Annotated in this window: 26 protein-coding genes; 16 read left to right on the top strand and 10 right to left on the bottom strand. The window is 64.7% G+C overall.

Annotation, left to right across the window (positions count from 1 at the left end; all coding sequences use genetic code 11):
• Nucleotides 1-2 precede the first annotated feature (2 nt).
• The 4 genes from K2O50_RS26565 to K2O50_RS03320 form a co-directional block, all read right to left on the bottom strand.
• Nucleotides 3-323: a hypothetical protein gene (locus tag K2O50_RS26565; protein ID WP_259470166.1), complete on the bottom strand. Its 321-nt coding sequence runs from the start codon at nucleotides 321-323 to the stop codon at nucleotides 3-5.
• On the bottom strand, nucleotides 313-2,247 hold the full coding sequence (locus K2O50_RS03330) for a class I SAM-dependent DNA methyltransferase (protein ID WP_050703594.1): 1,935 nt from the start codon (nucleotides 2,245-2,247) through the stop codon (nucleotides 313-315). Before K2O50_RS03330 ends, K2O50_RS26565 begins: the two co-directional genes overlap by 11 nt.
• A 532-nt stretch (nucleotides 2,248-2,779) precedes the next feature.
• The gene (locus tag K2O50_RS03325) at nucleotides 2,780-3,016 is read right to left on the bottom strand and encodes a hypothetical protein (RefSeq protein WP_220689971.1); all 237 of its coding nucleotides are present in this window, start codon (nucleotides 3,014-3,016) and stop codon (nucleotides 2,780-2,782) included.
• A gap of 617 nt (nucleotides 3,017-3,633) precedes the next feature.
• The gene (locus tag K2O50_RS03320) at nucleotides 3,634-4,593 is read right to left on the bottom strand and encodes an AraC family transcriptional regulator ligand-binding domain-containing protein (RefSeq protein WP_050707085.1); all 960 of its coding nucleotides are present in this window, start codon (nucleotides 4,591-4,593) and stop codon (nucleotides 3,634-3,636) included.
• Nucleotides 4,594-4,661: 68 nt separating this feature from the next.
• On the opposite strand from K2O50_RS03320, the gene K2O50_RS03315 reads away from it, so the two are divergent.
• Both K2O50_RS03315 and K2O50_RS03310 read left to right on the top strand, forming a co-directional pair.
• The gene (locus K2O50_RS03315; protein WP_050707086.1) at nucleotides 4,662-5,513 is read left to right on the top strand and encodes a sterol desaturase family protein; all 852 of its coding nucleotides are present in this window, start codon (nucleotides 4,662-4,664) and stop codon (nucleotides 5,511-5,513) included.
• The gene (locus tag K2O50_RS03310) at nucleotides 5,510-6,106 is read left to right on the top strand and encodes an NADPH-dependent FMN reductase (RefSeq protein WP_050707087.1); all 597 of its coding nucleotides are present in this window, start codon (nucleotides 5,510-5,512) and stop codon (nucleotides 6,104-6,106) included. The genes K2O50_RS03315 and K2O50_RS03310 overlap by 4 nt, the downstream gene beginning before the upstream one ends.
• A gap of 50 nt (nucleotides 6,107-6,156) precedes the next feature.
• Here K2O50_RS03310 and K2O50_RS03305 read toward each other — a convergent pair whose 3' ends face one another.
• Entirely contained in the window at nucleotides 6,157-6,906 is a 750-nt protein-coding gene (locus K2O50_RS03305) for a class I SAM-dependent methyltransferase (RefSeq protein WP_050707088.1), read from the bottom strand.
• 433 nt (nucleotides 6,907-7,339) lie between these two features.
• Here K2O50_RS03305 and K2O50_RS03300 point away from each other — a divergent pair, with 433 nt between their 5' ends.
• Nucleotides 7,340-7,936, top strand: coding sequence for a MarC family protein (locus K2O50_RS03300; RefSeq protein WP_028691281.1), 597 nt, complete (start codon nucleotides 7,340-7,342; stop codon nucleotides 7,934-7,936).
• Nucleotides 7,937-7,948: 12 nt separating this feature from the next.
• Here the strand turns inward: K2O50_RS03300 and cobJ are convergent, their stop codons facing one another.
• Genes cobJ through cobG form a run of 4 tightly spaced genes read right to left on the bottom strand, consistent with a single transcriptional unit; the run spans nucleotide 7,949 to nucleotide 12,312 of the window.
• A complete protein-coding gene (gene cobJ / locus K2O50_RS03295) occupies nucleotides 7,949-9,640 on the bottom strand; it encodes a precorrin-3B C(17)-methyltransferase (protein WP_050707089.1) in 1,692 nt (563 codons plus the stop codon).
• Nucleotides 9,637-10,371, bottom strand: coding sequence for a precorrin-2 C(20)-methyltransferase (locus tag K2O50_RS03290; RefSeq protein ID WP_177330861.1), 735 nt, complete (start codon nucleotides 10,369-10,371; stop codon nucleotides 9,637-9,639). The genes cobJ and K2O50_RS03290 overlap by 4 nt, the downstream gene beginning before the upstream one ends.
• Complete coding sequence (locus K2O50_RS03285; protein ID WP_046854044.1) at nucleotides 10,368-10,994, bottom strand: precorrin-8X methylmutase; 627 nt, start codon at nucleotides 10,992-10,994, stop codon at nucleotides 10,368-10,370. Before K2O50_RS03285 ends, K2O50_RS03290 begins: the two co-directional genes overlap by 4 nt.
• Nucleotides 10,987-12,312 carry a precorrin-3B synthase gene (gene cobG / locus K2O50_RS03280; RefSeq protein WP_050707091.1) on the bottom strand — a complete coding sequence of 442 codons (1,326 nt, stop codon included), beginning with the start codon at nucleotides 12,310-12,312 and terminating at the stop codon, nucleotides 10,987-10,989. The genes K2O50_RS03285 and cobG overlap by 8 nt, the downstream gene beginning before the upstream one ends.
• A 215-nt stretch (nucleotides 12,313-12,527) precedes the next feature.
• On the opposite strand from cobG, the gene K2O50_RS03275 reads away from it, so the two are divergent.
• From K2O50_RS03275 to cycA, 13 genes are all read left to right on the top strand, one after another.
• A complete protein-coding gene (locus tag K2O50_RS03275) occupies nucleotides 12,528-13,739 on the top strand; it encodes a bifunctional cobalt-precorrin-7 (C(5))-methyltransferase/cobalt-precorrin-6B (C(15))-methyltransferase (RefSeq protein ID WP_050707092.1) in 1,212 nt (403 codons plus the stop codon).
• Complete coding sequence (locus K2O50_RS03270; protein WP_050707093.1) at nucleotides 13,732-14,826, top strand: cobalt-precorrin-5B (C(1))-methyltransferase; 1,095 nt, start codon at nucleotides 13,732-13,734, stop codon at nucleotides 14,824-14,826. The genes K2O50_RS03275 and K2O50_RS03270 overlap by 8 nt, the downstream gene beginning before the upstream one ends.
• Entirely contained in the window at nucleotides 14,823-15,551 is a 729-nt protein-coding gene (locus K2O50_RS03265; protein ID WP_050707094.1) for a cobalt-precorrin-6A reductase, read from the top strand. Before K2O50_RS03270 ends, K2O50_RS03265 begins: the two co-directional genes overlap by 4 nt.
• An 82-nt stretch (nucleotides 15,552-15,633) precedes the next feature.
• A complete protein-coding gene (gene vapB / locus K2O50_RS03260; protein ID WP_011535889.1) occupies nucleotides 15,634-15,864 on the top strand; it encodes a type II toxin-antitoxin system VapB family antitoxin in 231 nt (76 codons plus the stop codon).
• Nucleotides 15,864-16,274, top strand: a complete 411-nt coding sequence (gene vapC / locus K2O50_RS03255; RefSeq protein ID WP_050707095.1) for a tRNA(fMet)-specific endonuclease VapC — start codon at nucleotides 15,864-15,866, stop codon at nucleotides 16,272-16,274. Before vapB ends, vapC begins: the two co-directional genes overlap by 1 nt.
• A gap of 72 nt (nucleotides 16,275-16,346) precedes the next feature.
• Nucleotides 16,347-16,784: an NfeD family protein gene (locus K2O50_RS03250; RefSeq protein ID WP_050707096.1), complete on the top strand. Its 438-nt coding sequence runs from the start codon at nucleotides 16,347-16,349 to the stop codon at nucleotides 16,782-16,784.
• A 27-nt stretch (nucleotides 16,785-16,811) separates the two neighbouring features.
• A complete protein-coding gene (locus K2O50_RS03245; RefSeq protein ID WP_050707097.1) occupies nucleotides 16,812-17,666 on the top strand; it encodes an SPFH domain-containing protein in 855 nt (284 codons plus the stop codon).
• A gap of 233 nt (nucleotides 17,667-17,899) precedes the next feature.
• The gene (locus K2O50_RS03240) at nucleotides 17,900-18,289 is read left to right on the top strand and encodes a DUF2946 domain-containing protein (protein ID WP_050707098.1); all 390 of its coding nucleotides are present in this window, start codon (nucleotides 17,900-17,902) and stop codon (nucleotides 18,287-18,289) included.
• A gap of 47 nt (nucleotides 18,290-18,336) precedes the next feature.
• On the top strand, nucleotides 18,337-18,822 hold the full coding sequence (locus tag K2O50_RS03235) for a copper chaperone PCu(A)C (RefSeq protein ID WP_050707099.1): 486 nt from the start codon (nucleotides 18,337-18,339) through the stop codon (nucleotides 18,820-18,822).
• Between the two features lie 25 nt (nucleotides 18,823-18,847).
• On the top strand, nucleotides 18,848-19,279 hold the full coding sequence (locus tag K2O50_RS03230; protein ID WP_220689970.1) for a DUF2946 domain-containing protein: 432 nt from the start codon (nucleotides 18,848-18,850) through the stop codon (nucleotides 19,277-19,279).
• Nucleotides 19,280-19,348: 69 nt separating this feature from the next.
• Nucleotides 19,349-21,409, top strand: coding sequence for a TonB-dependent copper receptor (locus K2O50_RS03225; protein ID WP_050707101.1), 2,061 nt, complete (start codon nucleotides 19,349-19,351; stop codon nucleotides 21,407-21,409).
• A gap of 58 nt (nucleotides 21,410-21,467) precedes the next feature.
• On the top strand, nucleotides 21,468-22,832 hold the full coding sequence (locus K2O50_RS03220; RefSeq protein ID WP_050707102.1) for a PepSY domain-containing protein: 1,365 nt from the start codon (nucleotides 21,468-21,470) through the stop codon (nucleotides 22,830-22,832).
• Nucleotides 22,833-23,062: 230 nt separating this feature from the next.
• Nucleotides 23,063-24,478 carry a D-serine/D-alanine/glycine transporter gene (gene cycA / locus K2O50_RS03215; protein ID WP_028691296.1) on the top strand — a complete coding sequence of 472 codons (1,416 nt, stop codon included), beginning with the start codon at nucleotides 23,063-23,065 and terminating at the stop codon, nucleotides 24,476-24,478.
• An 86-nt stretch (nucleotides 24,479-24,564) separates the two neighbouring features.
• On the opposite strand, the gene K2O50_RS03210 is transcribed toward cycA, so the two are convergent.
• Nucleotides 24,565-24,864, bottom strand: coding sequence for a hypothetical protein (locus K2O50_RS03210; RefSeq protein ID WP_050707103.1), 300 nt, complete (start codon nucleotides 24,862-24,864; stop codon nucleotides 24,565-24,567).
• Nucleotides 24,865-24,886 lie beyond the last annotated feature (22 nt).

Raw genomic sequence — 24,886 nt, 5'->3', positions numbered from 1 at the left:
AGCTACAGATTGATGCAGACTCCATCTCGATCAACTACTGCAACCCTGCCAATGGAACCGTCTTTCGTGAGCAGGACATCGCCCACTCTTGGCCGACTTTTATCAGTGAGCTTTCTTTTAAATGCCTCAATCGTTGTCCGTCTAGCCGTGCCGTAATTAATCCGTCCATTCACGATATCCTTGGCGGTGAGTTTCCACGGCCCCTCATCGGAGTCAGGCATAGGATTTGTGAAGCCGTATGTTATCAAGTCGAGGAAGTAACGAAGTTCCTCAACATCCCAGGCTTCAGGAACGATACCTACGTCTGCCGTTTTAAAACTCATACCCCAGCCCCCCCAGCTTCTGCAGGATCAACTGGTCGAGTTCCGCGCCCCTCTTCATCTGTTCACCCAACTGCCGAGTCAGCCGCTGCATCTTCTCGGCAAAGGCTTCGTCGTCATCCTCCACCTCTTCGGCACCCACATAGCGGCCCGGAGTCAGCACATGGCCGTGCTCGGCGATCTCCGAGAGGTTGACGCTGCGGCAGAAGCCGGGGATATCGGCGTATTCACTGACCTGCCCGCCCTCATCCAGCGCCTCGCCACGCCAGGCAGCCACGGTGCTGGCGATGCGTTCGATATCGGCATCGGTCAGTTCGATCTGTACACGGCTAACGCTGGTGCCCAGCTTGCGCGCATCGATAAACAGCACCTGGCCGCTGCGGTCGATGCCGCCGGAGCTCAGAGCATGGCGCTTGTCCTTGGCGAGGAACCACAGGCAGGCAGGAATTTGGGTGTTGAAGAACAGTTGGCCGGGCAAGGCGACCATCACCTCCACCACATCGGCCTCGACCATGGCGCGGCGGATATCGCCTTCGCTGTTCTGGCTAGAACTCATCGAGCCGTTTGCCAGCACGATGCCGGCGCGGCCATTGGGCTTGAGATGGTAGAGCATGTGTTGCAGCCAGGCGTAGTTCGCGTTGCCCGTAGGCGGCGTGCCATAGACCCAGCGCGGGTCGCCTTCAAGGCTTCCATGCCACCAGTCGCTAATATTGAACGGCGGGTTGGCCAGCACAAAGTCGGCACGCAGATCGCTGTGCTGGTTACGCACAAAGGTGTCTGCCGGCTCCTTGCCAAGGTTGAAGTCGATGCCACGAATGGCGAGGTTCATCGCCGCCAGACGCCAGGTGGTGGGGTTGGACTCCTGCCCGTAAATGGAGACATCACCCAGCTTGCCGCCGTGGGCTTCGATAAACTTCTCCGACTGCACGAACATGCCGCCACTGCCGCAGCAAGGGTCGTAGACCTTGCCGTGGTGCGGGTTGAGCACTGCCACCAGGGTTTTGACGATGCTCGCCGGGGTGTAGAACTGCCCGCCCTTCTTGCCTTCAGCACTGGCGAACTGGCCTAGGAAGTATTCGTACACCTGGCCGAGCAGGTCGCGGGCCTTGCTGCTGTCGTCACCAAAGCCGATGGTGGAGATCAGGTCTACCAGCTCGCCCAGCTTGCCGTCCGGCAATTGCGCACGGGCGTAGCGCTTATCGAGGATGTTCTTCAGCCGAGGGTTTTCCGCCTCAATCGCAGCCAGGGCCTCGTCGATGCGCTTGCCGATATCCACCTGCTTGGCGGCGGCGCGGATCGACTCCCAGCGCGCCACTTCCGGCACCCAGAACACGTTGACCTCGCGGTAATAATCGCGGTCTTCCAGTTCGGCGTTGAGCGCATCGGGATCGTCATCGCCCAGATAGTAGTCGTCGTTTTCGTCGGTGAGTTTGCGCTCCAACTCAGCACGGCGGCCGGCGAAGCTGTCGGAGACGTACTTGAGGAAGATCAGCCCGAGAACGATGTGCTTGTACTCGGCGGCATCCATATTGGCGCGCAGCTTGTCGGCTGTGGCCCAGAGGGTTTTCTCCATGGCCTCGATACTGGTGGCAGCCTGTACTTTGACCGCCTTGGCCTTACTGGTTGCCGCTTCGACGACATAGCTGGTGGATGCTTCGGCCACTGCCGGCTCGAAACGCTCACGCGCCTTGCTCAGCGCCTGCGCCGCCAGGCTGGCACCTGCGGCCTGGGCGCGCAGCACGGAGCCGCCACGCCCGCGGCCTTTGACCAGCACACCCTCACCGATCAGCACGTCGCGCGATTCCCAGAATTGCTCTTCACTCAGGCCGGTGAACTGGCTCTTGAGTCGCTCATAAAGGGCCTGATTGCCGATGCTGCCGCCATCTTCCGGTACTGCAGCCAGCAACGCCTGGGCCAATTCACTCATGCACAACACTCCCATACCGTCCACAATCAGATGGGCCGGCCAATACTCAAACGGGCAATTAACAAACGAGAGGGAACCTGAGATAGCCTCAAAACAGCGCTTGAATGCACCGCTTCATTCAGGGAGCCATCCCTGGACCACGCAAGCTGCCATCATTTTACAATGCGCGCCACCTTATCGGCTGGCAGAGCACGGGTAAAGCGGTGGCCTGATTTCCAGGGGTATTTCTGAAACACCACACTAGGAGCCCCAGACCTACGAGCCCAGGAGCAACAATCAGCAGCGCGTCCATTTGCTTGATAGATTCGGCCCCGATTCGTTTTTGGAGGCGGTTCTCAAAACGCACCGTCCATCGGAATCCAGACCACGCAGCGTTCCAACTGGTATTCCAAGCAAGTTATCTAATCGATTATTAATTAGACAAAACAACTAGATACCGACTTGTTTCAACTCACCCCGGCCCACCAAATCCTAAAAAGAAGACGCCCAATGGGCGTCTTTTTGTGCCTGGCATTCAGTGCCTCAGTGGCACCTACACCACGCCGCCACCTCTCCCCTCCTCCTTCATCGCCTCCAGCTTGCCGAACTGCTCGCTGGCCAACCGGCTGATGATCCGGATCGCCTGATGAATCCCCGCCGTGTTGCGAAAGCTCAGCTGCGGGTTGTGCTCGCACTCGAGTACCTCGTCATGCTGCACCAGCGCCTCGCCGAGCAGTTCAAGGGTCCAGACGTAGCTCTGGAGGGTAGACAGCCGTTCATGGTCAGACATGGGGCACCTCCCGGTTGACGCGTGTGGCGAGGGACTGGCTGTCGATCGGGTAGAAGGTTGGGGATGGGCTGGCCGCGGGGGTTGGGCGGCGGAGAGCGGATGCGAGGATCCTGCTCAGAATGCGAATAAGCATGCATGAGACTCCAAGTTTGAGATTGGAGCTACCACGATCCTTCCTACGGGATTGGGTGGCAGCTATGTGTGGGGTAGGAATACCGGGAAACTTGGAACCCGGCCAGGCCGAAGCCTGCCCACACACAGCCGCCATGACATCGCAGCAGACGCAAAAAAGGCGCCAGCCGTTGTGATGGGGCGCCTAGTGCGAGCGCCAAGTTTACCAGCAGGTTCCTACACCTGGTCGCAGATTTTGCTGCGACCTGAGGAATGTAGCCCTAGACAGGATCTATTCACAACAGGTAGCGCAGTGGGAAATTTCTCAAAACTTTGGAGGGAAAGAACAGAAAACATGCTGCCGAAAAACTCGGAAACATTAATGGCCTCAAAACCGTAACTCAAAGCAGAACAAAGATTAAACATGCAGACTTTGAAAATCTTTTTTGTGCCTGCCAATTCAGCTTAACTACGCGACAGCGTAGCCCAAAGGGCTGGGTGATCTCCTAAAGCGACCGCCAGCGTTTACGCGCATGGACATAAGCCGCCAGGTCACTGTAGCCAAGCTGTGCAGCGATCTGCGCTCGGCTATCTCCCTGCATCTCCAGATACTGCTCCAGCTCGGCACGCACTCGGTCGAGCAGCACACGAAAACTGGTCCCCTCATCCTCCAGCCGCCGACGCAAGGTACGCGCACTCTGGTGAAGGTCCTGCGCCTGACCCTCCAGGGTAAGCGACCGTCCCGTGATAAGGCCTTGGCGAATGCCCTGGGCCACCCGGGCCGACCAGCCACTAAGCTGGGACTGCTGCGCCAGCCGACGCTCCAGCTCCTGGCTCACCACCTCCATCATCCCGGCATGCTGGGTCAGCAATGGCATGTCCAGCTGGGTACGGTTGAAGTACAGGCGGTTGTACCCGCAGTCGAACTGGATATCTTCACCAAACCACTCGCGGTACTCCGGGTAGTACGCTGGCCGACGGTGAGCGAAGCACGCCCGCTGCGGCACGACCGCCGCGCCCATCCCCACGCGCATCACACTGAGGGACATCACGCTGTAGTGCTCGACCATATAGCGCACCAGGCTGGCTGGCGCATCGATACGCAGTTCCACCCCGAGGGAATCACCCTCCTCGACCAGCGCCAGGGTATCCATGTCCGATGCCAGCCGTGCATAGCGCGCCCAGAAGCGGATGGCCTCGGCCAGCGTGGTGCTGTACAGGCAGCCCTGGGCCAGCACGTGCCAGTCCTGGCGGCTGAAGTTCGAGAACAGGTGCAAGCCGATTGCCGGATCATGACTGGCCGCCTTGGCCCAAAGCTGCTCCAGCGCAAGCATGCTGTAGTTGCTGCGCGCCTTCAGCGAATGCGTCTGCAGGTAGCGCTCCAGCACCCGCCCGAGCGGGCCGCGGTGGAATCGCTCGGGCGATGGATTGGCCGGTTCTCGGGTGATTCTGTCCGTTTCGCGCATATCGTCTGACGGCTTCGTGAATTCTTATGGGTGGGCACCGCCTTGATCGGCACCCACCGGAGAATGCCATGAGCACAACAATAACAAACAGCCCGATACCGATTATTCTCGCCATCCTGATCGGCTTCATCCTCCTCGAAATCACCTGCGCCTGCTTCCTTCAGCCTCGCGGCAAACGCCGGGACGCGATCATCGAGATCGTCGGCAGCGCCCTGCTGATGGTGGTCACCCTGCCGTTGGTCACGTTCCTCAGCAACAGCCTGCTGGAACACTTCGCGCCGCAACTGAAGGGCAGCCTCGCCGGCCTGCACTGGGTGCTTGGGCTCGTCCTGTTCCTGGTGCTGGACGACATGACCCAGTACTGGTGGCATCGCCTCAGCCACAAGGTGCCCCTGCTCTACTCGCTGCACCGTGCGCACCATTCAGCGCCCTACATGAGCATCCGCATCGTCTACCGCAACAACAGCTTCTATTACCTGCTGATGCCCGGTCTGTGGTTCAGCGGGGCCCTGATCTACCTGGGGTTGGCGCCTGTGTACTTCGGCTACCTGATCGTCAAGATGCTGGTCATCTTCGGCGCCCACAGCAGCGTGCCCTGGGATGACAAGCTTTACCGCATACGCGCACTGCGGCCCGTGATGTGGCTGCTGGAACGGACCATTTCCACCCCCGCGACCCACTCGGCGCATCACGGCCTCAGCGCCGATGACGGGGTGACGCATTACAAGGGCAACTTCGGCAACCTGCTGTTCTTCTGGGACGTGCTGTTCGGCACGGCAAAGATCACCCGCCGCCGCCCGCAGCATTACGGTATCGAAGGCATGCGTCCGGTCAGCTGGCAGGAGGAGCTGTTCTGGCCGCTGGTGCGCGGCAAGTCGACCAGCATGTCGACGGAATCGGACCAGGAGCTGGCCAAATGAGCCTGAATATCGTACTCGTGGCCGGCTCCAGCCAGCCGGACAGCCAATCGGCGAAGGTCGCTGCCTTTCTCGCCCACCGCCTGCAGGCATTGCAACTGAGCACGCTGCCGAGGGTGATCGATCTGGGACGTGCGCCGCTGCCGTTATGGCCTGCCAAGGATGAACACGGACTCTGGGCCGAGTATGCAGCCCTGCTGCGTGAAGCCGATGCCCTGGTGGTGCTGACCCCGGAATGGCACGGCATGGCCTGCCCGGCGCTGAAGAACCTGTTCGTCTACGCCGGCTACCGCGAGCTGGGGCACAAGCCGGCACTGCTGGTCGGGGTGTCCTCTGGCCAGGGCGGCGCCTACCCACTTTCTGAAATGCGTGCGTCCAGCTACAAGAATTGCCGCATCTGCTACCTGCCCGAGCAGTTGATCGTGCGCCAGGTGGAGGACGTGATGAATGGGCCGGAAAGTGCCAGCACGCAAGACCTGCGTATTCGTCGCCGGGCCGACTGGGCGCTTCAGGTACTGGGCGAATATGCCAGGGCGCTCAGGGGGATGAATGAGCGCGTCGACATGCAGGAGCCGGAATTCGCCAACGGGATGTGAGGGTTGATGGCCGCTATCGATCGATAGCGGATGCCTCGGCCTGCGCCCGCTTAACGCCTCGCTTCAATGAGATGACGGGTCGAATGCGCGACAAAAGGTTCGCCCTGGCGCATCTGGCTATCCAGGGCCAGCAGTTCAGCGTGGTACTTATCCACAGAGAAGTCCGGCACCCACCATACGCATTTGCGAAGAATCCACACGACGGCGCCGACGTCATGGAACAGCATGCGGCAATGGGCTGTGCGCAGGTCAGTCACCGTCAACCCGGCTGCCTGCGCGGCTGCCACTTCGTCCTGCGGATCGCGCAATTGCCGCTCACGTGGCAATGGCCCGAGGAAATGCTCGATCAGCTCGAAGGCCGAGGCTGGCCCTACGTGCTGGGCGAAGTAATGCCCGCCAGGCCGGAGGACGCGATGAATCTCGGTCCAGTCCGGTTGCACCGGGTGGCGTGAGGTGACCAGCTCGAACGAGGCGTCGGCGAATGGGAGTGCGGTACCGGGCGCGACCTGCACGACTTCAACGCCGCGCGGCCCCAGACGCTCGTGCGCCTTGCGGGCGTTGGGGGGCCAGGCTTCAGTTGCGCACATGAGGGGTGGAAAGTGCAGTGCCTCATCCAGTACCTCTCCGCCGCCGGTGTCGAGATCCAGCGCGGCGCAGACGCCCTGCAGACGCTGCGCAAGGCGCTGGACATAGCCCCAAGGCGGACGCTGCTCGGAGGCGCGTCCTGCCAGCCAATCGAAGCCCCAGCCGGTCACATCCGCTGCGTTGGCCTCGGCTATCAGGTCGTCAAAGGGTTTCATTCGATGGTCCAGGTTAATGCTTGTGGTCGGGCCAGTATAAGTCGTGTAGGGGCGGCCTTGTGCCGCGAAAGGGCTGCGTAGCGGCCCCGGGATTTGTGCATCAAGCTGATATCGCCGGGGCCGCGTTGCGGCCCTTTCGCGGCGCGAGGCCACTCTCATGGAACAAAACATAATTCTTTGATTTGACTGAAGCAGCGTGGGAGCGGGCTTGCCCCGCGATGCGGCGTTGGCACCGGCTTCGCCGGTGATCGCGGGGCAAGCCCGCTCCCACGCTGGAACCCTGTTCCCTGCACGACAGCGCAGCCAGGAAGGGCTGCGTAATCTCCTACAGGATCGCGCAAACGCTGAATCGAGCGCTGTACTTGTGGGAGAACCACTCCCGCAGGTTCCGTGCTATACAGGTGCCACCCCTCCCCGCTGCGGACCCGCCTCCATGCTCCATGAGTTGTTCAGCGTCTACCTGAAGATGCTCGTGCTCTACAGCCCGTTCTTCGTGCTGTCGTGCTTCATCGGCCTGACCCGCGGCCACTCCAGCAAGGAGCGCAAGCAACTGGCCTGGCGCGTGGCGATCGCCACGCTGGTGGCCAGCGTGCTGCTCTATCTGTTCGGGCGGGTGATTTTCGGCGTGTTCGGCATCACCGCCGACGCCTTTCGCATCGGCGCGGGCTCGGTGCTGTTCATCTCGGCGCTGGGCATGGCCCAGGGCAAGTCGGCGGTGCAGACCGACAACGTGCAGCAGGACGTGACCATCGTGCCGCTGACCATTCCACTGACAGTCGGCCCGGGCACCATCGGTGCGCTGCTGGTGATGGGGGTGGGCCAGCCGCACTGGGACGACAAGCTGCTGGCCATCGTCAGCATCGCCCTGGCCAGCTTCACCGTCGGCCTGGTGCTGTACCTTTCGCACCGTATCGAGCGACTGCTCGGCGACCAGGGCCTGCAGATCGTCAGCCGCCTGATGGGGCTGTTCGTCTGCGCCCTGGCGGCGCAGATCATCTTCACCGGGATCAAGGGCTACCTGCTGCCCTGACCCCGGCTGCGCTCAGGGCTTGGCGGGGTACCAGCGCGGCGTGTACACCCACTGGCCGCCATCGGCCCGGGGGAAGGTGCAGGTGGTCGAGGAGCCGACCAGCACCATGGTGCGCATGTCGACCATCTCCGGCAGCAGCTCGCCCAAGGTCACTACCCGCAGTGTCTGCCCCGGCCGGCCGATATCACGGCCCAACACCACGGGGGTGCCTGCATCGCGATGACGGCGTACCACCTCCAGCGCCACGCCCAGCTGATGAGGCCGGGCCTTGGAGATCGGGTTGTAGAACGCCATCACCAGATCCGCCTGGGCGGCCAGGTCGAGGCGTTTTTCGATGATCGACCAGGGCTTGAGGTTGTCCGACAGCGACATCACGCAGAAGTCGTGCCCCAGCGGCGCCCCCGCTTGCGCGGCGGTGGCCAGCGAGGCCGAGACGCCGGGAAGAATCTCCAACTCGACGCGCTGCCAGGCCGGGTCGCTGGACTCGTGCAACGCTTCGAGCACTGCGGCGGCCATGGCGAATACGCCCGGATCACCCGACGACACCACCACCACCGAACGGCCCTGTGCCGCCAGCTCGAAGGCATGGCGGGCGCGCTGCATCTCTTCGCGGTTGTCGGTGCAGTGCAGCACTTGATCGTCGCGGAAGGGGCCGGCCATGCGCACGTAGGTTTCGTAGCCGAGCACATCCTGGGCACGCGCCAATTCGGCCTTGACCGCCGGCACCATCAGCTCGGCGGCACCAGGCCCCAGGCCGATCACGGCCAGGCGACCCCGACGACGGCCAACGCGGTCGATGTCGACCGGTGCCGGGGCAACGGCGTGGGCGAGCCCCACGGACGAACCCACACGCGCTTGCGGCAATGCATCAGCCAGCATCCGCTCCAGGCTCTCGGCAGCCGGGGCAAAGCGCAGGGCGACGTTCAGCGCCTGGGCAGCCTCGTGCAGGGTCGGCTCCGCCATCTCGGTTTCGCTCGCCAGCAGGCAGGCCAACGCGGGCTCGGCGATGTTCGCTCGCAGCAGTTCCTCCCGCACCTGTTGCACCAGGTCAGCGCTGCCGGCCGTGACCGCCACCACCACGCAACGCGCATGGATCAGCAGTTCGTCACGGTTGCTCGGGCGAAGCGCACTCCCCACATGGATGGTGCGCCGCGCATCGTCACCTGCAGGCAACTGCGCATGCTCGAGCCACGGCGCGTCGCCTTCGACACGCACGGTTTCGCCCGCCAGCAGGTCGGAGACGAAGCGCTTGCCCTGCTCCAGGTCCGCCAGCGCATAACCCTCGGGCGGATTGAGCAGGCAGGTGCCGAAGCGCAGCTCGCCACTGGTGGTGATCGCCGCGCTGACACCCAGTGCCTCGCCAATTTCGCGGGCCATGACGTTGACACCGCCCAGGCCACCGAGCAGCGGCACCACGGCGCTGCCATCCTCGGCCACGGCCAATACCGGCGGCTCGACGCCTTTTTCGCTCAACAGCGGCGCCAGGGTGCGAATGACGATGCCCGCCGCGCACAAGGCGATAATCGGCGTGTCTTGCTGATACAGCTCGCGCAGGGTGTCGCCGAAGGCTGCGTAGTAACGGTCGGCACCCTCCACACGCCCTTGCAGGCCATGGATCACGGCCTGTGGATAACGTTGCTGGATACGCTGCGCGGTGGCCAGGCTGCCCGGGCCGAGCAGGACGATTGCCGGTGCCTTGATCATCCCTGCCATTTCTCACCCGGCACGATGATCAGCGAGAAGTACGGCGAGGACTGCGGGTCGACCTCGTCCAGCGCGACGATCTTCTGGTTGGCCATGGTGGCCCGCTCCACGTACAGCGCACGGCTATCCAGGCCCAGCTCGCCGAGCACCTGGCGCACCTTGGGGAAGTTGCGCCCCAGCTTCATGATCACTGCTGCGTCGGCAGCGGCCAGGCGCTGCTTGAGCTCTTCATGGGGCAACACGCCGGAGAGCACGGTGAGGGTCTGGTTGCGATAGACCAGCGGCGCACCGAGTACCGAAGCGCCACCGAGCATCGAGCAGACACCAGGGATCACCTGCGCCTCGTAGCGCGAGGCCAGGCGATCGTGCAGGTACATGTAGGAGCCGTAGAAGAACGGGTCCCCTTCGCAGATCACCGCCACGTCGCGGCCGGCGTCCAGGTGCGCGGCAACCTGCAGGCTGGCTTCGTCGTAGAAGTCGCTGATCACCTGCTCATAGGAAAGCGGCGCGGGCAGCGCCTCGGTGGTCACCGGGTATACCAGCGGCAGCAGGGTCTGTTCGGCTTGCAGGTGCGCTTCGATGATACCGAAGGCGTTGCCGCGCTTGCCCTTGGCCACGAAGTACGCCACCACGGGGGCCTCGCGCAGCAGGCGCAGGGCCTTGACCGTGATCAGTTCGGGATCGCCCGGGCCCACGCCCAGGCCCAGCAGTCGTCCGCGTGCGTGCATCATTCCACCTCCGTGGCCAGGGCGTTGACCGCGGCGGCGGCCATCGCGCTGCCGCCCAGGCGGCCCTGCATGATCACGAACGGCACGCCGCGGCTGTCGGCGGCAAGCATGGCCTTGGATTCGGCGGCGCCGACGAAGCCGACCGGGAAGCCGAGGATCAGCGCCGGTTTCGGCGCGCCGGCATCGAGCATTTCCAGCAGGTAGAACAAGGCGGTCGGCGCGTTACCGATCACCACCACGCTGCCTTCCAGGTGCGGGCGCCACAGTTCCAGGGCCACCGCCGAGCGGGTATTGCCCTCGGCCTTGGCCAGGTCCGGCACGCTCGGGTCGCGCAGGGTGCAGATGACCGGGTTGTTGGCCGGCAGGCGGGCGCGGGTGATGCCTTCGGCGACCATGTGCGCGTCACAGAGGATCGGCGCGCCCTTGGCCAGGGCCTCGCGGCCGGCGCTACCGGCGCCTTCGGAGAACTGCAGGCCATCGATGGCCTCGACCATGCCGCAGGCATGGATCACGCGCACGGCGAGCTTTTCAAGATCGGCGGGGATCCGCTCGAGCCGGGCTTCCTCGCGGATGATCCGGAAGGAATTGCGATAGATCTCCTGACCATCGCGGATGTAGTCAATCATCAAGGTGCTCCGTCGGCAGGTCGAGCATGGCGCCTGCTTCTTCTGGGGTAAGGTTGGCGGCGCGCAGCCTGCCGAAGCCTGGCAGGCGCGCGTCGCGCAAGTAAAGGTCATAACGGCCCGGGGCCCGAGCCAACAGAGTGGCCGGGGCGGCATGGGCCAGGGCGCAGGAACGTGGGCAGGCTGTCAGGTGCACGCTGCCTGGGGCACCGTGGTGCAGCAGGGCGGCCAGGGCAATGGCGTCGGCCTTGGTGTCGGCCTGGGCCTTGGCGCAGCCGCTGGAGCCGGTGCAGGCGACGACCCGCGCCAGTGGATGTTCGTTGTGGCAGAGCATGCCGGATGCCGCCAGCTGCGTGCGTGCGTTTTCCAGCTCGGTCGGTGCGAGGGAGGTCAGCACCAGGCTCTGCCAAGGCGTCAGGCGCAAGCTGCCATCGCCCCATTGCCGGGCGATGCGGGCGGCACTGCGAAGCATGGCGGGGGTCAGACGCCCAAGCGGTGGCGCGACGCCCAGGGCCACACCCTGGCGCTGGGGCAGCACGCCCAGCCACGGACTTGTCGTCGCCGGGCGCTGCCAGGCCATCGACGTGGTATCGATCTGAACCGCCAGCCCTTCCAGGAAGTGCTCCACCGGGCACACCTGCAGCAATTGACGCATGCGCGACTGCTCGGGCGCAGCAAGATCAAGGAAGCGCTCCAGCACCGCGCGCACCAACTCCAGCCCCTGCTCCACCAGTACCGCACCCAGCGCCTGGCCATTCGACAGGCTGCTCGCAAGGCCGAACCGCAACCAGATGTGCCCTTCGCGATGCATCGCGGACAGCCACAGGTCATGGGCGTGGTCGAGCATCGCCAGCGCTTCGCCGCCATCGAGCTGCACGGCGAACTTGGCCGAGAGCTTGTGGAACCTGGGTGTGCTTTCCAGCAGGTCGAGGATCTGCCCGGCTAAGGGTCGGGTGTCGAACAGCATGGCCGGATCGAGCCCGGCCAGTGGGCTGAGCATGAGATTGCGCACATCGTCGCCCGCCGCGTCACGCGGGCCGAGCCCGGCGGCCAGCAGATGCTCGACCAGCCCGCCGTGATCCTGGCCAATGCCACGGATCTGCAGGTTGGCCCGATTGGTCGCCTCGATCACCCCGCCGGCGAAGCGCTCGGCAGCGTCGGCCACGGCATCGGCCTGGTCGGCCAGCAGCAGGCCGCCAGGCAGCTTGATCCGACAGATGCCACCGTCGCGCGCGGCGACGATGCGCCACAACCCCGGACAGGCCGAGGGACGGGGCGAAACTTCGGAGGGTGGGGGCTGCGTCAAGGGAGCATCCGGCAATCGTGAAAGTGCGCTTCAGTGTAGAAGGCGCGGTATTATGCCTGCTTTGTCCGGCGGCATGAAAAACCGGTGGTCGAACGTTCAATTTCGGGGCTGCTACGCAGCCCTTTCGCGGCACAAGGCCGCTCCTACAGGGTTCGCGCTGCACCTGTAGGAGCGGCCTTGCGCCGCGAAAGGGGCACGTAGTGCCCCCATGCGGTATCAAAGAGGACCCAATGGCCCCCTGGCTGACAGTAATAGGCATCGGCGAAGACGGTTTCAGCGGCCTGGGCAAGCAGGCCCGGCATGCCCTGCTGTCGGCCACGCGAATCATCGGTGCACCACGCCAGCTGGCACTGCTGCCCCGCTGCGTGACCGCCGAGCAATTGCACTGGCCCAGCCCCTTCTCCCTGGCCCCGGTCCTGGCCCTGCGCGGCGAGCCGGTATGCGTGCTGGCCAGCGGCGACCCGATGTTCTATGGCGTCGGCGCCAGCCTGGCGCGCCAGCTGCCCGCCGAGGAACTGCAAGTGCTGTCGATGCCCTCCTCCTGCGCCCTGGCCGCCGCCCGCCTGGGCTGGCCGTTGCAGGATGTGCAGGTAGTCTCGGTGGTCGCCCGTCCGCTGGCCGCGCTCAATGCCCATCTGCACAGCGGCGTGCGCCTGCTGGTGCTGAGTAACGATGAAAGCAGCCCGGCGGCCATTGCCGCGCAGCTGCGCGAACGTGGCTTCGGCCCCAGCCGTCTCCAGGTGTTCGAACACCTTGGCGGCCCACAGGAGCGAACGCTGAGCGGCACCGCCGACGACTGGCCACACACCGACATCGCCACGCTCAACCTGGTCGCCATCGAATGCCAGGCCTCGCCTGATACCCCGCGCCTGCCTCGCGTGGCCGGCCTGCCCGACAGCGCCTTCCGTCACGATGGCCAGCTGACCAAGCGCGACGTGCGAGCGATCACCCTGGCCCGCCTGGCTCCGCAACCGGGCGAACTGCTGTGGGACGTGGGCGCCGGTTGCGGTTCCATCGGCATCGAGTGGATGCGCGCCCATCCCAGCTGCCGCACCCTGGCCATCGAAGCTGACGAAGGCCGCCAGGGCTACATCGAACACAACCGCGACACCCTTGGCGTGCCCGGCCTGCAGCTGATTCGCGGCAAGGCCCCCGAAGCCTTGGTTGGGCTGGAACGTCCGGACGCGATCTTCATCGGCGGCGGCGTCACCCGCGAAGGCGTGCTCGAGCTGTGCTGGGAGCGCCTGCTGCCGGGCGGACGCCTTGTTGCCAACGCCGTCACGCTGCAAAGCGAGGTCGCCCTGGCGCAGTTCCGCGAGCAGCACGGCGGCGAGCTGACCCGCATCCACATCGCCCACACTCAACCACTGGGCAGTTTCGACACCTGGCGCCAGGCCCTGCCAATCACCTTGCTCGACGTGGTGAAACCCCTCGATGCGTGAAGAAACCCGCGAACAGGCCGCGCCACTGCGCAGCGGCCTGACCACTGGCAGCTGCGCCACCGCCACCAGCCTGGCGGCGGCGCGCCTGTTGCTGAGCGGGCAACGGCACGACGCGGTGGAGATCACCCTGCCCAAGGGCAAGGTGGTGCAGATGCGCCTGGAGTTCTGCCACCTAAAGGGCGACATGGCCGAGGCCGGCACCTTGAAGGATGCCGGCGACGATCCCGATGTCACCCATGGCGCCCTGCTCTACAGCCAGGTGCGCCTGCGCACCGAGCCCGGCGTACGCTTCATCGCGGGCGTGGGCGTGGGTACCGTGACTCGCCCGGGGTTGGTGCTGGCAGTCGGTGAACCGGCCATCAACCCGGTACCGCGCAAGATGATCAGCGACCATCTGCTGCAACTGGCGGGCGATTGCGGATACCACGGCGGTTTCGAAGTGACGGTCAACGTGCAGGGCGGCGAACAGCTGGCCCTGAAGACCATGAATCCGCGCCTGGGCATCCTCGGCGGGCTGTCGATCCTGGGCACCAGTGGCATCGTCCGGCCATTCTCCTGCTCGGCCTACATTGCCTCGATCCACCAGGGCATCGACGTCGCCCATACCAACGGCTACACCCATATCGCCGCCTGCACCGGCAACGCCAGCGAAGACACCATGCGCCGGGTCTACAACCTGCCGGAGATCGCCCTGATCGAGATGGGCGACTTCGTCGGCGCCGTGCTCAAGCACCTGCGCAAGGTGCCCGTGCCGCGCCTCACGCTATGCGGCGGCTTCGGCAAGATCAGCAAGCTGGCCGCCGGGCACATGGACCTGCACAGCCGCCATTCGAGCATCGACCTACCGCAGTTGGCGGGCTGGGCGGCGACCATTGGCGCGGACACGGCGCTGCAACAGGCGATCGTCGCCGCCAACACCAGCCAGCAGGCCCTCGCCCTGGCGCATGCCGCCGGCATCGCCCTGGGTGACGAGGTGTGCCGCCATGCCCTGGTCTTCGCGCGCAGCGTGGTGCCGGCCCAGGTGCAGGTGGAAGTATTCGCCATCGACCGTCAGGGTGGCATCGTCGGCAAGGCGGGCGTGGCATGAACGGGCGCATCCTGCTCCTCGGCGGCGTCACCGAAGCCCTGGCCATCGCCCGCCAGCTGGGTCCGCAACATGTCTACAGCCTCGCCGGCATCGGCCGCATTCCTCAGGACCTGCGCTGCCAGGTGCGAGTCGGCGGCTATGGCGGCGCCGAAGGCCTGGCCGAGTACCTGCGCACCGAAGGCATCGACCTGCTGATCGACGCCACCCACCCCTATGCCGCGCAGATCAGCCGTAACGCCGCCCTCGCCGCCCGCAGCGCCGGCATTCCCTGCTGGGCCCTGCGCCGCCCGGCGTGGCAGGCGCAGCCCGGTGATGACTGGCGCGAAGTCGAGGACTGGGCCGGGCTGATCGAGGCGCTGGCCCCATTCCAACGCCCCTTGTTCACCCTTGGTCGCGAACCTATGCAACATCTGGACGAAATCCCGCCACACCAGTTCTGGACCCTGCGCGCCCTCGAGGCGTGCCCCGGCAATGACCGCTGCGAGGTGATCGGTGCTCGCGGGCCGTTCCTCATCGACGATGAACGTGCCCTGTTCGAACGTCGGCAGATCGACGTGCTGGTGAGCAAGAACAGCGGCAGCACGGCCACCGAGCCGAAGCTCGAGGTGGCGCGGGAGCGCGGAGTTCCAGTGCTGGTGCTCAAGCGGCCGGTGCTGCCGGAAGTGGATCGGGCGTTTCACGATGCAGGGTCACTGCTAGAGGCACTCGGCCTGTTCAAGGCCTGATTACGCTACGTATATCCCATTGACATATCCACTCCCGGAATTAAACTCCGGACATACATTTGCGCTTTCAAGGAGGCCCATCATGGAGCAAGGTGCAGTCTTCAAAAGCAACCGCAGCCAGGCTATCCGCATGCCAAAAGCCCTCGCCCTTCCAGAAGACGTCACCCGCGTGGACATCGTCGCGGTGGGCCGTTCCCGTATCATCTCGCCTGCCGGCGAAAGCTGGGACAGCTGGTTCGAGGGTGACGATGTGAGTGCGGACTTCATGGCGAGCAGGGAACAGCCAGCCGACCAGGAGCGCGAAGGATTCTGATGCTCAGGTACATGCTCGATACCAACATCTGCATTTTCACCATCAAGAACAAGCCACAAGTGGTGCGCGAGGCGTTCAATCGGTACCACGGCCAGTTGGCCATCAGTACGGTAACCCTGATGGAGTTGATCTACGGTGCGGAAAAGTCCGCCGCGCCGGAACGTAATCTGGCCATTGTCGAGGGGTTCGCCGCACGGCTCGATGTGCTTGACTACGACATTCAGGGCGCAGCGCACACCGCGCAGCTACGTGCGGAGCTGGCCAAGGCCGGCACGCCCATCGGCCCATACGACAGAATGATTGCCGGCCACGCCCGCGCTCGTGGCCTCACGCTGGTGACCAACAACCTGCGCGAGTTCCAGCGTGTTCCGGGGCTGCGTGTGGAAGACTGGGTGACACACCCACGCTGACGGTCACGAGATGGCCCTGTGCCTTGATCCTGCCGTAGAATCACCTCTCCCCTTCTGGAAGGCTCCACCCATATGGAAATGCAATGGTGGATCTGGCTCGTCTTCGGCGTAGCCCTGATCCTGCTGGAACTGGTGCTCCCCACCTTCTTCATCCTCTGGTTCGGCATCGGTGCCGTGCTGGTGTCGCTCGTCTCGCTGCTCGCCCCCAGCCTGCAACTCGATATGCAGGGTTTGCTGTGGGTGGTGTTCTCATCGATCACCACCGTGCTCTGGTTCAAGGTGTTCCGCCGCAAGAAGCCGGACGTGCGCTGGACCGCCGACAGCGTGATCGGCGAGGTCGGCCTGCTGACCGCCAACGTCTCGCAGTTCCAGAAAGGCCGGGTGCGCTTCCAGAAGCCCATCCTGGGCAACGAGGAATGGACCTGCGTCGCCGACAACGACATCCCCGCCGGCGAGCGCGTGCGCCTGGCCGCCATCGAAGGCAACACCGCCCGGGTCATCCGGGCCTGAATCCGCACTAAAAGGAAGTTCGCAAGCATGACCAGCCTGATCGTCGTCGCCACCCTCGCCGTATTCGTCCTGATCACCGTGTTCAAGGGGGTGCGCATCGTGCCCCAGGGCGAGGAGTGGATCGTCGAACGCCTGGGCCGCTACCACAGCACCCTCAAGCCGGGCCTGAACATCGTCATCCCGTACATGGACGTGGTCGCCTACCGCCTGCCGACCAAGGACATCATCCTCGACGTGCAGCAGCAGGAGATCATCACCAAGGACAACGCGGTGATCGTCGCCAACGCCCTGTGCTTCGCCAAGGTGGTCGACCCGCAGAAGGCCTCGTACGGCGTGCAGAACTTCTCGTTCGCCGTCACCAGCCTGACCATGACCTCGCTGCGCGCCATCGTCGGCGCCATGGACCTGGACGAAGCGCTGTCCAGCCGCGAGCAGATCAAGGCGCGCCTGCGCGAAGCGATGTCCGAGCAGACCGAAGACTGGGGCGTGACCGTGCGCTCGGTGGAGATCCAGGACATCAAGCCATCGCCGAGCATGCAGACCGCCATGGAACGCCAGGCCGCCGCCGAACGTGAGCGTAAAGCCGACGTGACCCGTGCCGAAGGCAACAAGCAGGCGGCGATTCTCGAAGCCGAGGCGCGCCTGCAGGCGGCCAAGCTGGATGCCGAGGCCCAGGTCAACCTGGCCGAGGCGTCGGCGCGGGCGATCACCCTGGTCAAGGAAGCGGTGGGCAGCGAAACCGTGCCGGCCATGTACCTGCTGGGTGAGCGTTACATTGGGGCGATGGAGAACCTGGCGGGTAGCGACAATGCAAAAGTCGTGGTGCTGCCGGCTGATCTGCAGGAGACCGTGCGCGGGCTGCTGGGGCGTGGCAAGGCCTGATACCCCCAGCCCTGTGTGAGCGGGCATTGTGGGAGCGGGCTTGCCCCGCGATAGGGCCCGCCCAGGCAACATCATTCCCAGGCCTGGCCCTATCGCGGGGCAAGCCCGCTCCCACGAACCCACGTCTCTGGCGCGGCATGCTCTACTTCAGGTGCGGCACTTCACCGCACCCCGGCATTTTTACCTATACTCCGCCGTACAATAGCCATCACGATTCCTGACCGGATCTCTCCATGCCCCCACGTCGGCACATCGCCTGGATAGCCTGCCTTGCAGTGCTGTTCAACCTGCTGGCCATGCCGCTGTCTTCTGCCGCGCCCAAGGGCCCGGCCGAGCAGCTGCTGTGGGGGGCTTTCTGTTCCAGCATGGCCAACAAGGCCAAGGTCGATGTCCAGGCCCTGGCCAAGATCGACCTCGGTACGCAAAGCGACGACAGCGCCAGCATGATGAACTGCTGGTGCTGCCTGGGTGCCGCGCCCTTGCTGGCCCTGCCCGGCTACCCGCCGCAGTTGCACAATCCGCCCGTGCTGCCTGCCGGCCACCCGCCGCAACTCGCCAACTATCAGCCCACGCCGCGCCAATTATGGCCCGCGCTCAATCCCCGTGCCTCTCCCCTGGTTTGAGTTCACTACGCTGTCTGCCTGAACCTCAACAGATCGGAGACTCACCCATGCTCAAGCAAGTCCTCGTCCTGGCCGCCCTGCTGCTGCCCGGCGCCTATGCCAACGCCCACGAATACAGCAAAGGCGATCTGCACATCGCCCACCCCTGGTCGCTGGAGCTGCCGCCGAACGCGCCCAACGTCGCGGCCTATTTCGTCGTGCACAACAACGGCAAGACCGACGACCGCCTGCTCTCGGCGGACACGCCAATCAGCGCCGACGCCCAGTTGCACGAGCATGCGATGAGCGCCGCCGGCGCCATGAAGATGCAGCAGGTGCAAAGCGTGCTGGTGCCCGCCGGCAAGGACCTGACCTTCGCCCCCAGCGCCTACCACGTGATGATCATGCAGCCCAAGGACCGCAGCCTGCTGACCGACGGCAAGCGCTTCCCGCTGACCCTGCACTTCGAGAAAGCCGGTGACATCACCGTCGAGGTCGCCGTGCAGAAGCAGCCACCGGCCGAGCAGGCCGCAGCACACGAACACGCGCACTGACCTGATCGACTGACAGGCGCTCGCCATGAGCCTGCCGCGCTACAGCTCCGTCCGCACTACCCGCCCTGATCGCAGGCGCGTCGGTGGCGGCTGGCTGAGCCTGTTCGCCATGTGGATGATCTTCATCGGCCCGCTGGTTTCCCAGTCGATGCCGATGGAGCACCACGCCGGCATGTCCATGCCCATGGACATGTCGATGAGCATGCCCATGGCGCACGGTCACGACGAGCACCACGGCCACGGCAACGATGGCCAGCTGCATGTCATGTGGGAAAAGTGCGGCTATTGCAGCCTGCTGTTCAACTGCCCCGCCCTGCCCCAGACCCTCAGCCCGCTCAGCGCAGGCAGCGTCACCCCACCCACCCACCTCACCATCGCCACGCGCCAGGGCCATGCCCGGCAGGCTGTATTCCCCGGCGCCCGCAGCCGCGCGCCGCCCCGCTCGATCGTCGCTTGAACACAACACGCTAAACGCCCGAAGCCAGGAGGCTTCGCGCTGACTCACGACTGATCGACTGGAATCATTATGTCCGGCTGCACCCCTGTTTTTGCCCTTTCGCTGCGCGGCACCATCGCCGTGCTCTGCGGCTCGCTGCTCGCGCCACTGGCCTTTGCCGCCGAAACCGGCCACGAAGGCCATGTGCACGACCCGGCCGAGCTGAGCCCGACGGTGATCACCGCCATCGCCCCGAGCTCGCCGCTGACCGTGGTCACCAACCCCAAGGACCCGCGCCAGCCCGTACCGGCCAGCGATGGCGGTGACTACCTCAAGACCATCCCCGGCTTCTCGGTGATCCGCGCCGGCGGCACCAACGGCGACCCGGTGCTGCGCGGCATGTTCGGCTCGCGCCTGAACATCCTCACCAACGGCGGCATGATGCTCGGTGCCTGCCCTGGCCGCATGGACGCCCCGACCTCGTATATCTCGCCGGAGACCTACGACCGCCTCACGGTAATCAAAGGCCCGCAGAGCGTGATCTGGGGCCCGGGTGGCTCCGCTGGCACCATCCTCTTCGAGCGTGAGCCGGAGAAGTTCGGCGAGCTGGGCAGCCGGGTCAACGGCAGCGTGCTGGCCGGCTCCAATGGCCGCTTCGACAAGGTGCTCGACGCCGCGGCCGGCGGCTCGCTCGGCTACGTGCGTTTCATCGGCAACCAGTCGCACTCGGACGACTTCGAGGACGGCAACGGCGACACCGTGCCGTCGCGCTGGGACAAGTGGAACGGCGACGTCAGCCTCGGCTGGACCCCGGACGCCGACACCCTGCTGGAACTGACCGCCGGCAAGGGCGACGGCGAGGCTCGCTCCGCCGGGCGCGGCATGGACGGCTCGCAGTTCAAGCGCGAAAGCCTGGGCCTGCGTTTCGAAAAGTCCAACCTCGGCGAGGTGCTCGACAAGGTCGAGGCGCAGGTCTACTACAACTACGCCGACCACGTGATGGACAACTACACCCTGCGCTCGACCGTCGGGATGCCGATGGCCAGCAACGTCGACCGCCGCACCCTGGGCGGGCGGATCAAGGCCACCTGGCGCTGGGCCGATGTGCAACTGATCAGCGGTATCGACGCGCAGACCAACGAGCACCGCAAGCGTAGCGGCATGGGCATCGATACGTACAAGGCCAAGCCCTGGGACAAGGACGCCGACTTCCACAACTACGGGCTCTTCGGTGAACTGACCTGGTACGCCACCGGCGAAGACCGGTTGATCACCGGTGCCCGCCTGGACCGCGCTTCGGCCCGCGATTTCCGCAAGGGCATCGCCACCAGCGGCAACACCCGGGCCGATACCTTGCCCAGCGGCTTTGTGCGTTATGAGCACGACCTGGCTGCGGTACCCGCCACCACCTATATCGGCCTGGGCCACACCCAGCGCTTCCCGGACTACTGGGAGCTGTTCTCGCCAACCCTGGCACCCACCGGCTCGGTGAATGCCTTCGACGGCATCAAGCCGGAAAAGACCACCCAGCTCGACTTCGGCATCCAGTACCGCGACGAACGCCTGGAGGCCTGGGCTTCGGGCTACGTCGGGCAGATCCGCGACTATATCCTGTTCGATTACGTGCCAGGCATGGGCGGCATGAGCAACCGGCTCGTTTCCCGGGCACAGAACATCGACGCCCGCATCATGGGCGGCGAACTGGGCGCGGCCTACAAGCTGACCGAAAACTGGAAGGCCGACGCCACCCTGGCCTACGCCTGGGGCAAGAACAGCAGCGACGGCAAGGCCCTGCCACAGATGCCACCGCTGGAAAGCCGCCTCGGCCTGACCTACAGCCGCGACACCTGGAGCGTCGGTGCCCTGTGGCGCCTGGTCGCCGAGCAGAACCGCATTGCCAAGAACCAGGGCAACGTGGTCGGCAAGGACTACGACACAAGCTCAGGCTTCGGCGTGTTCTCGCTCAACGGTGCCTACAAGATCAACAACAACCTCAAGCTCAGCGCGGGCGTCGACAACCTGTTCGACAAGGCCTACGCCGAGCACCTGAACCTGGCCGGGAATGCCGGGTTCGGCTACCCGGCCAGCGCCACGGACCCGGTGAACGAGCCAGGCAGGACCTTCTGGACCAAGGTCGACTTCAGCTTCTGACAACAACAAACGGGCGCGGGACCTGACCGCGCCCACTTGAGGTCTACGGGAGGCTCCCATGAGCAAACCAAACGTTTCCTTCTACAACCTTGCGTGGCGCTGGCATTTCTATGCCGGACTGTTCGTGGCGCCGTTCATGATCCTGCTGGCGATCACCGGGATCATCTACCTGTTCAAGCCGCAGCTCGACCCGCTGGTGTACCGCGAGCTGATGGTGGTCGAGGCCGGTCATCACCGACAGGGCGCCGACACGCTCCTGGCCAACGTGCGCCAGGCTTATCCACAGGGCCAGGTGGGGCAGTACCTGCCACCGGTGAGCGCCGAGCGCAGCGCGCAGTTCGTCGTGCACGATGGCGGTCGCGAGCTGAACGTGTTCGTCGATCCGTACAGCGGCAAGGTGCTGGGCGAACAGGACGGCAAACAGAACCTGCAGGCCATCGCCCGCGCCCTGCATGGCGAACTGATGGTCGGCACGGTCGGTGACCGGCTGGTGGAGCTGGCGGCCGGCTGGGGCATCGTCCTGATCGTGTCCGGCCTCTATTTGTGGTGGCCACGCGGGCGCAGCAGCGCAGGCGTTCTCTGGCCACGCCTGAGCGCACGCGGCCGGGTGCTGTGGCGCGACCTGCATGCCGTCACCGGCTTCTGGGGTTCGGCCTTGCTGCTGATGATGCTGATCAGCGGCATGACCTGGACCGGGCTGTGGGGCAAGCAGTATGCCGACCTGTGGAACCGGTTCCCGGCGGCCATGTGGAATGACGTGCCCAAGTCCGATAAACAGGCAAGCGAACTGAATGAAGCCCACCGCCAGACTGTGCCGTGGGCCATGGAGAACACCCCGATGCCGGTGTCAGGTGCCCATGCCGAGCATGCAGGGCATCACATGATGGATCACGCTCCCGCAGCGCCGCAGGTGAGCCTGCAGCAGGTCGAGAACATCGCCGATCTGCGCGAGGTCGAGCCGGGCTACAGCATCACCCTGCCGACCAGTGCCGACGGGGTGTTCACCATCGCGGTGTTCGCCGACGATCCGCGCAACGATGCCACCCTGCATGTGGATCAATACACTGGAAAGGTGCTGGCCGATGTGCGCTGGCAGGACTACAGCCCGGTGGCTCGCGCCACGGAGCTGGGGGTGATGCTGCATGAAGGGAAGATGTTTGGGCCGCTGAACCAGATCGTCATTCTGCTGGTGTGCCTGATGATCCTGCTGGGTTCGGTGAGCGGGCTGGTGATGTGGTGGAAGCGCAAGCCGGCTGGTGGGCTGGGGATGCCGCCGCTGCGTCATGACCTGCCGCGCTGGAAGACGGCGGTGGGGGTAATGGTGGTGCTGGGCGTCGCCTTCCCGCTGGTGGGGATTTCGATGGTGGTGATGTGGGTGGTGGATAGCCTGGTGGTGAGACGCCAGATCATGGTCAGGGCCTGATATCGCAATCGCGGGGCAAGCCCGCTCCCACGCCTGCCCTGTGAGATCAGCGTGGGAGCGGGCTTGCCCCGCGATGAGGCCGGCACCAACAACCATTGATTCCCGTCATGTCGAGCACCGCGCTGCACCGCCAAGATCGTGTCGATCTGCCACGCCCGCGATCGGAACGCGACGTGATAGCCTACTCGGCTTTCGCTCAAAAAAGACTGACCCTCAATGGAATGCAGCCTATGACCCGGACCTCCCAGACACCCTCTGAAGAGCAGCACCTGCAACGCAACCTGACCAACCGCCACATCCAGCTCATCGCCATCGGCGGCGCCATCGGCACCGGCCTGTTCATGGGTTCGGGCAAGACCATCAGCCTGGCCGGCCCGTCGATCATCTTCGTCTACATGATCATCGGCTTCATGCTGTTCTTCGTCATGCGCGCCATGGGCGAGCTGCTGCTGTCGAACCTCAACTACAAGTCGTTCATCGATTTCTCCGCCGACCTGCTCGGCCCCTGGGCCGGCTACTTCACCGGCTGGACCTACTGGTTCTGCTGGGTGGTCACCGGCATCGCCGACGTGGTGGCGATCGCCGCCTATACCCAGTTCTGGTTTCCCGACCTGCCACAGTGGATACCGGCGCTAAGCTGCGTGGCGCTGCTGCTGTCGCTGAACCTGGTGACGGTGAAGATGTTCGGCGAAATGGAATTCTGGTTCGCCCTGATCAAGATCATCGCCATCATGGGCCTGGTCGCCACCGGCCTGTACATGGTCATCACCGGCTTCCAGTCGCCGAGCGGCCACACCGCCACCCTGGCCAACCTGTGGAATGACGGCGGCATGTTCCCCAATGGCCTGCTGGGTTTCTTCGCCGGCTTCCAGATCGCCGTGTTCGCCTTCGTCGGCATCGAGCTGGTGGGCACCACCGCCGCCGAGGCAAAGAACCCCGAGCGCACCCTGCCACGGGCGATCAACTCGATCCCCGTCCGCATCATCGTGTTCTACGTGCTGGCGCTGATCGCGATCATGGCGGTGACCCCCTGGCGCGACGTGGTGCCGGGCAAGAGCCCGTTCGTCGAGCTGTTCGTGTTGGCCGGCCTGCCGGCGGCGGCGAGCATCATCAACTTCGTGGTGCTGACCTCGGCGGCCTCGTCGGCCAACAGCGGCGTGTTCTCCACCAGCCGCATGCTGTTCGGTCTGGCCCAGGAGGGCGATGCGCCCAAGGCGTTCGAGAAACTCTCGCGCCGCGCGGTGCCGGCCAACGGCCTGTACTTCTCCTGCACCTGCCTGCTGCTGGGCGCGGTGCTGATCTACCTGGTACCCAACGTGATCGAAGCCTTCACCCTGGTGACGACGGTGTCGGCGGTGCTGTTCATGTTCGTGTGGACGCTGATCCTGCTGTCGTACCTGAGCTACCGTAAACAGCGCGCGGCGCTGCATGAGCAGTCCACCTACAAGATGCCCGGCGGGCGCTTCATGTGCTATGTGTGCCTGGTGTTCTTTGCCGGCATCCTGGTGTTGTTGAGCCTGGAGGCCGATACGCGCTCGGCGCTGGTGGTGACGCCGATCTGGTTTGTTATTCTGGCGGTGACCTATCAGTTTGTGCGTAGCAGGCGCCAGCCGCGTACCGCCGTGCGTGGGGCGTCGAACAACTGATCCTGAACCCATCGCGGGGCAAGCCCGCTCCCACGCCTGCCGTGTGAGGTCGGCGTGGGAGCGGGCTTGCCCCGCGATGAGGCCCGCTAGCCTTGCTCCAACCCTTCAAGCACGGCTTCGGCCAACGCCAGGCCTTTTTCCAGCGAGTTCTCCGTCGCCGTCAGCAAGCTGCGCAACGGCTCCCCCGCCTTCTCCAGCGCTGCGGCATTGGTCTCATACGCCGCCTTCAACGCCGCCACCGCGCACACCAGCGCATCCTCGCTATCAACGCCAGCACGTACCGAGAGAATCGGATCATGGGCGTGATTGCAGGTGCCAAAGTGGGAACAAGCGGTGACGGGACGTGATTTGCGCGGGGTGAGGTCGAGCAGCGATTCCTGGTTCATGGCTGCACCTCTCGATGAAAGG

Source organism: Pseudomonas sp. 2hn (genome assembly GCF_019646095.1).
GTDB classification, from domain to species: Bacteria; Pseudomonadota; Gammaproteobacteria; order Pseudomonadales; family Pseudomonadaceae; genus Aquipseudomonas; species Aquipseudomonas peradeniyensis.
Note: the sequence above shows the minus strand (reverse complement) of the source record. Positions and strands in the feature narration are given on the sequence as shown.

Excerpts from the sequence above, each read along its gene's own strand:
- K2O50_RS03245 (WP_050707097.1), top strand. The coding sequence starts at position 16,812 with ATGACCAGCCTGATCGTCGTCGCCACCCTCGCCGTATTCGTCCTGATC.
- K2O50_RS03290 (WP_177330861.1), bottom strand. The coding sequence starts at position 10,371 with ATGATGCACGCACGCGGACGACTGCTGGGCCTGGGCGTGGGCCCGGGC.
- vapB (WP_011535889.1), top strand. The coding sequence starts at position 15,634 with ATGGAGCAAGGTGCAGTCTTCAAAAGCAACCGCAGCCAGGCTATCCGC.
- vapC (WP_050707095.1), top strand. The coding sequence starts at position 15,864 with ATGCTCAGGTACATGCTCGATACCAACATCTGCATTTTCACCATCAAG.
- K2O50_RS03230 (WP_220689970.1), top strand. The coding sequence starts at position 18,848 with ATGAGCCTGCCGCGCTACAGCTCCGTCCGCACTACCCGCCCTGATCGC.
- K2O50_RS03225 (WP_050707101.1), top strand. The coding sequence starts at position 19,349 with ATGTCCGGCTGCACCCCTGTTTTTGCCCTTTCGCTGCGCGGCACCATC.
- K2O50_RS03240 (WP_050707098.1), top strand. The coding sequence starts at position 17,900 with ATGCCCCCACGTCGGCACATCGCCTGGATAGCCTGCCTTGCAGTGCTG.
- K2O50_RS03320 (WP_050707085.1), bottom strand. The coding sequence starts at position 4,593 with ATGCGCGAAACGGACAGAATCACCCGAGAACCGGCCAATCCATCGCCC.
- K2O50_RS03220 (WP_050707102.1), top strand. The coding sequence starts at position 21,468 with ATGAGCAAACCAAACGTTTCCTTCTACAACCTTGCGTGGCGCTGGCAT.
- K2O50_RS03270 (WP_050707093.1), top strand. The coding sequence starts at position 13,732 with ATGCGTGAAGAAACCCGCGAACAGGCCGCGCCACTGCGCAGCGGCCTG.
- K2O50_RS03310 (WP_050707087.1), top strand. The coding sequence starts at position 5,510 with ATGAGCCTGAATATCGTACTCGTGGCCGGCTCCAGCCAGCCGGACAGC.
- K2O50_RS03235 (WP_050707099.1), top strand. The coding sequence starts at position 18,337 with ATGCTCAAGCAAGTCCTCGTCCTGGCCGCCCTGCTGCTGCCCGGCGCC.
- cycA (WP_028691296.1), top strand. The coding sequence starts at position 23,063 with ATGACCCGGACCTCCCAGACACCCTCTGAAGAGCAGCACCTGCAACGC.
- K2O50_RS03315 (WP_050707086.1), top strand. The coding sequence starts at position 4,662 with ATGAGCACAACAATAACAAACAGCCCGATACCGATTATTCTCGCCATC.
- K2O50_RS03265 (WP_050707094.1), top strand. The coding sequence starts at position 14,823 with ATGAACGGGCGCATCCTGCTCCTCGGCGGCGTCACCGAAGCCCTGGCC.
- K2O50_RS03275 (WP_050707092.1), top strand. The coding sequence starts at position 12,528 with ATGGCCCCCTGGCTGACAGTAATAGGCATCGGCGAAGACGGTTTCAGC.
- K2O50_RS03325 (WP_220689971.1), bottom strand. The coding sequence starts at position 3,016 with ATGTCTGACCATGAACGGCTGTCTACCCTCCAGAGCTACGTCTGGACC.
- K2O50_RS26565 (WP_259470166.1), bottom strand. The coding sequence starts at position 323 with ATGAGTTTTAAAACGGCAGACGTAGGTATCGTTCCTGAAGCCTGGGAT.
- K2O50_RS03285 (WP_046854044.1), bottom strand. The coding sequence starts at position 10,994 with ATGATTGACTACATCCGCGATGGTCAGGAGATCTATCGCAATTCCTTC.
- K2O50_RS03250 (WP_050707096.1), top strand. The coding sequence starts at position 16,347 with ATGGAAATGCAATGGTGGATCTGGCTCGTCTTCGGCGTAGCCCTGATC.
- K2O50_RS03330 (WP_050703594.1), bottom strand. The coding sequence starts at position 2,247 with ATGAGTGAATTGGCCCAGGCGTTGCTGGCTGCAGTACCGGAAGATGGC.
- K2O50_RS03210 (WP_050707103.1), bottom strand. The coding sequence starts at position 24,864 with ATGAACCAGGAATCGCTGCTCGACCTCACCCCGCGCAAATCACGTCCC.
- K2O50_RS03305 (WP_050707088.1), bottom strand. The coding sequence starts at position 6,906 with ATGAAACCCTTTGACGACCTGATAGCCGAGGCCAACGCAGCGGATGTG.
- cobJ (WP_050707089.1), bottom strand. The coding sequence starts at position 9,640 with ATGATCAAGGCACCGGCAATCGTCCTGCTCGGCCCGGGCAGCCTGGCC.
- K2O50_RS03300 (WP_028691281.1), top strand. The coding sequence starts at position 7,340 with ATGCTCCATGAGTTGTTCAGCGTCTACCTGAAGATGCTCGTGCTCTAC.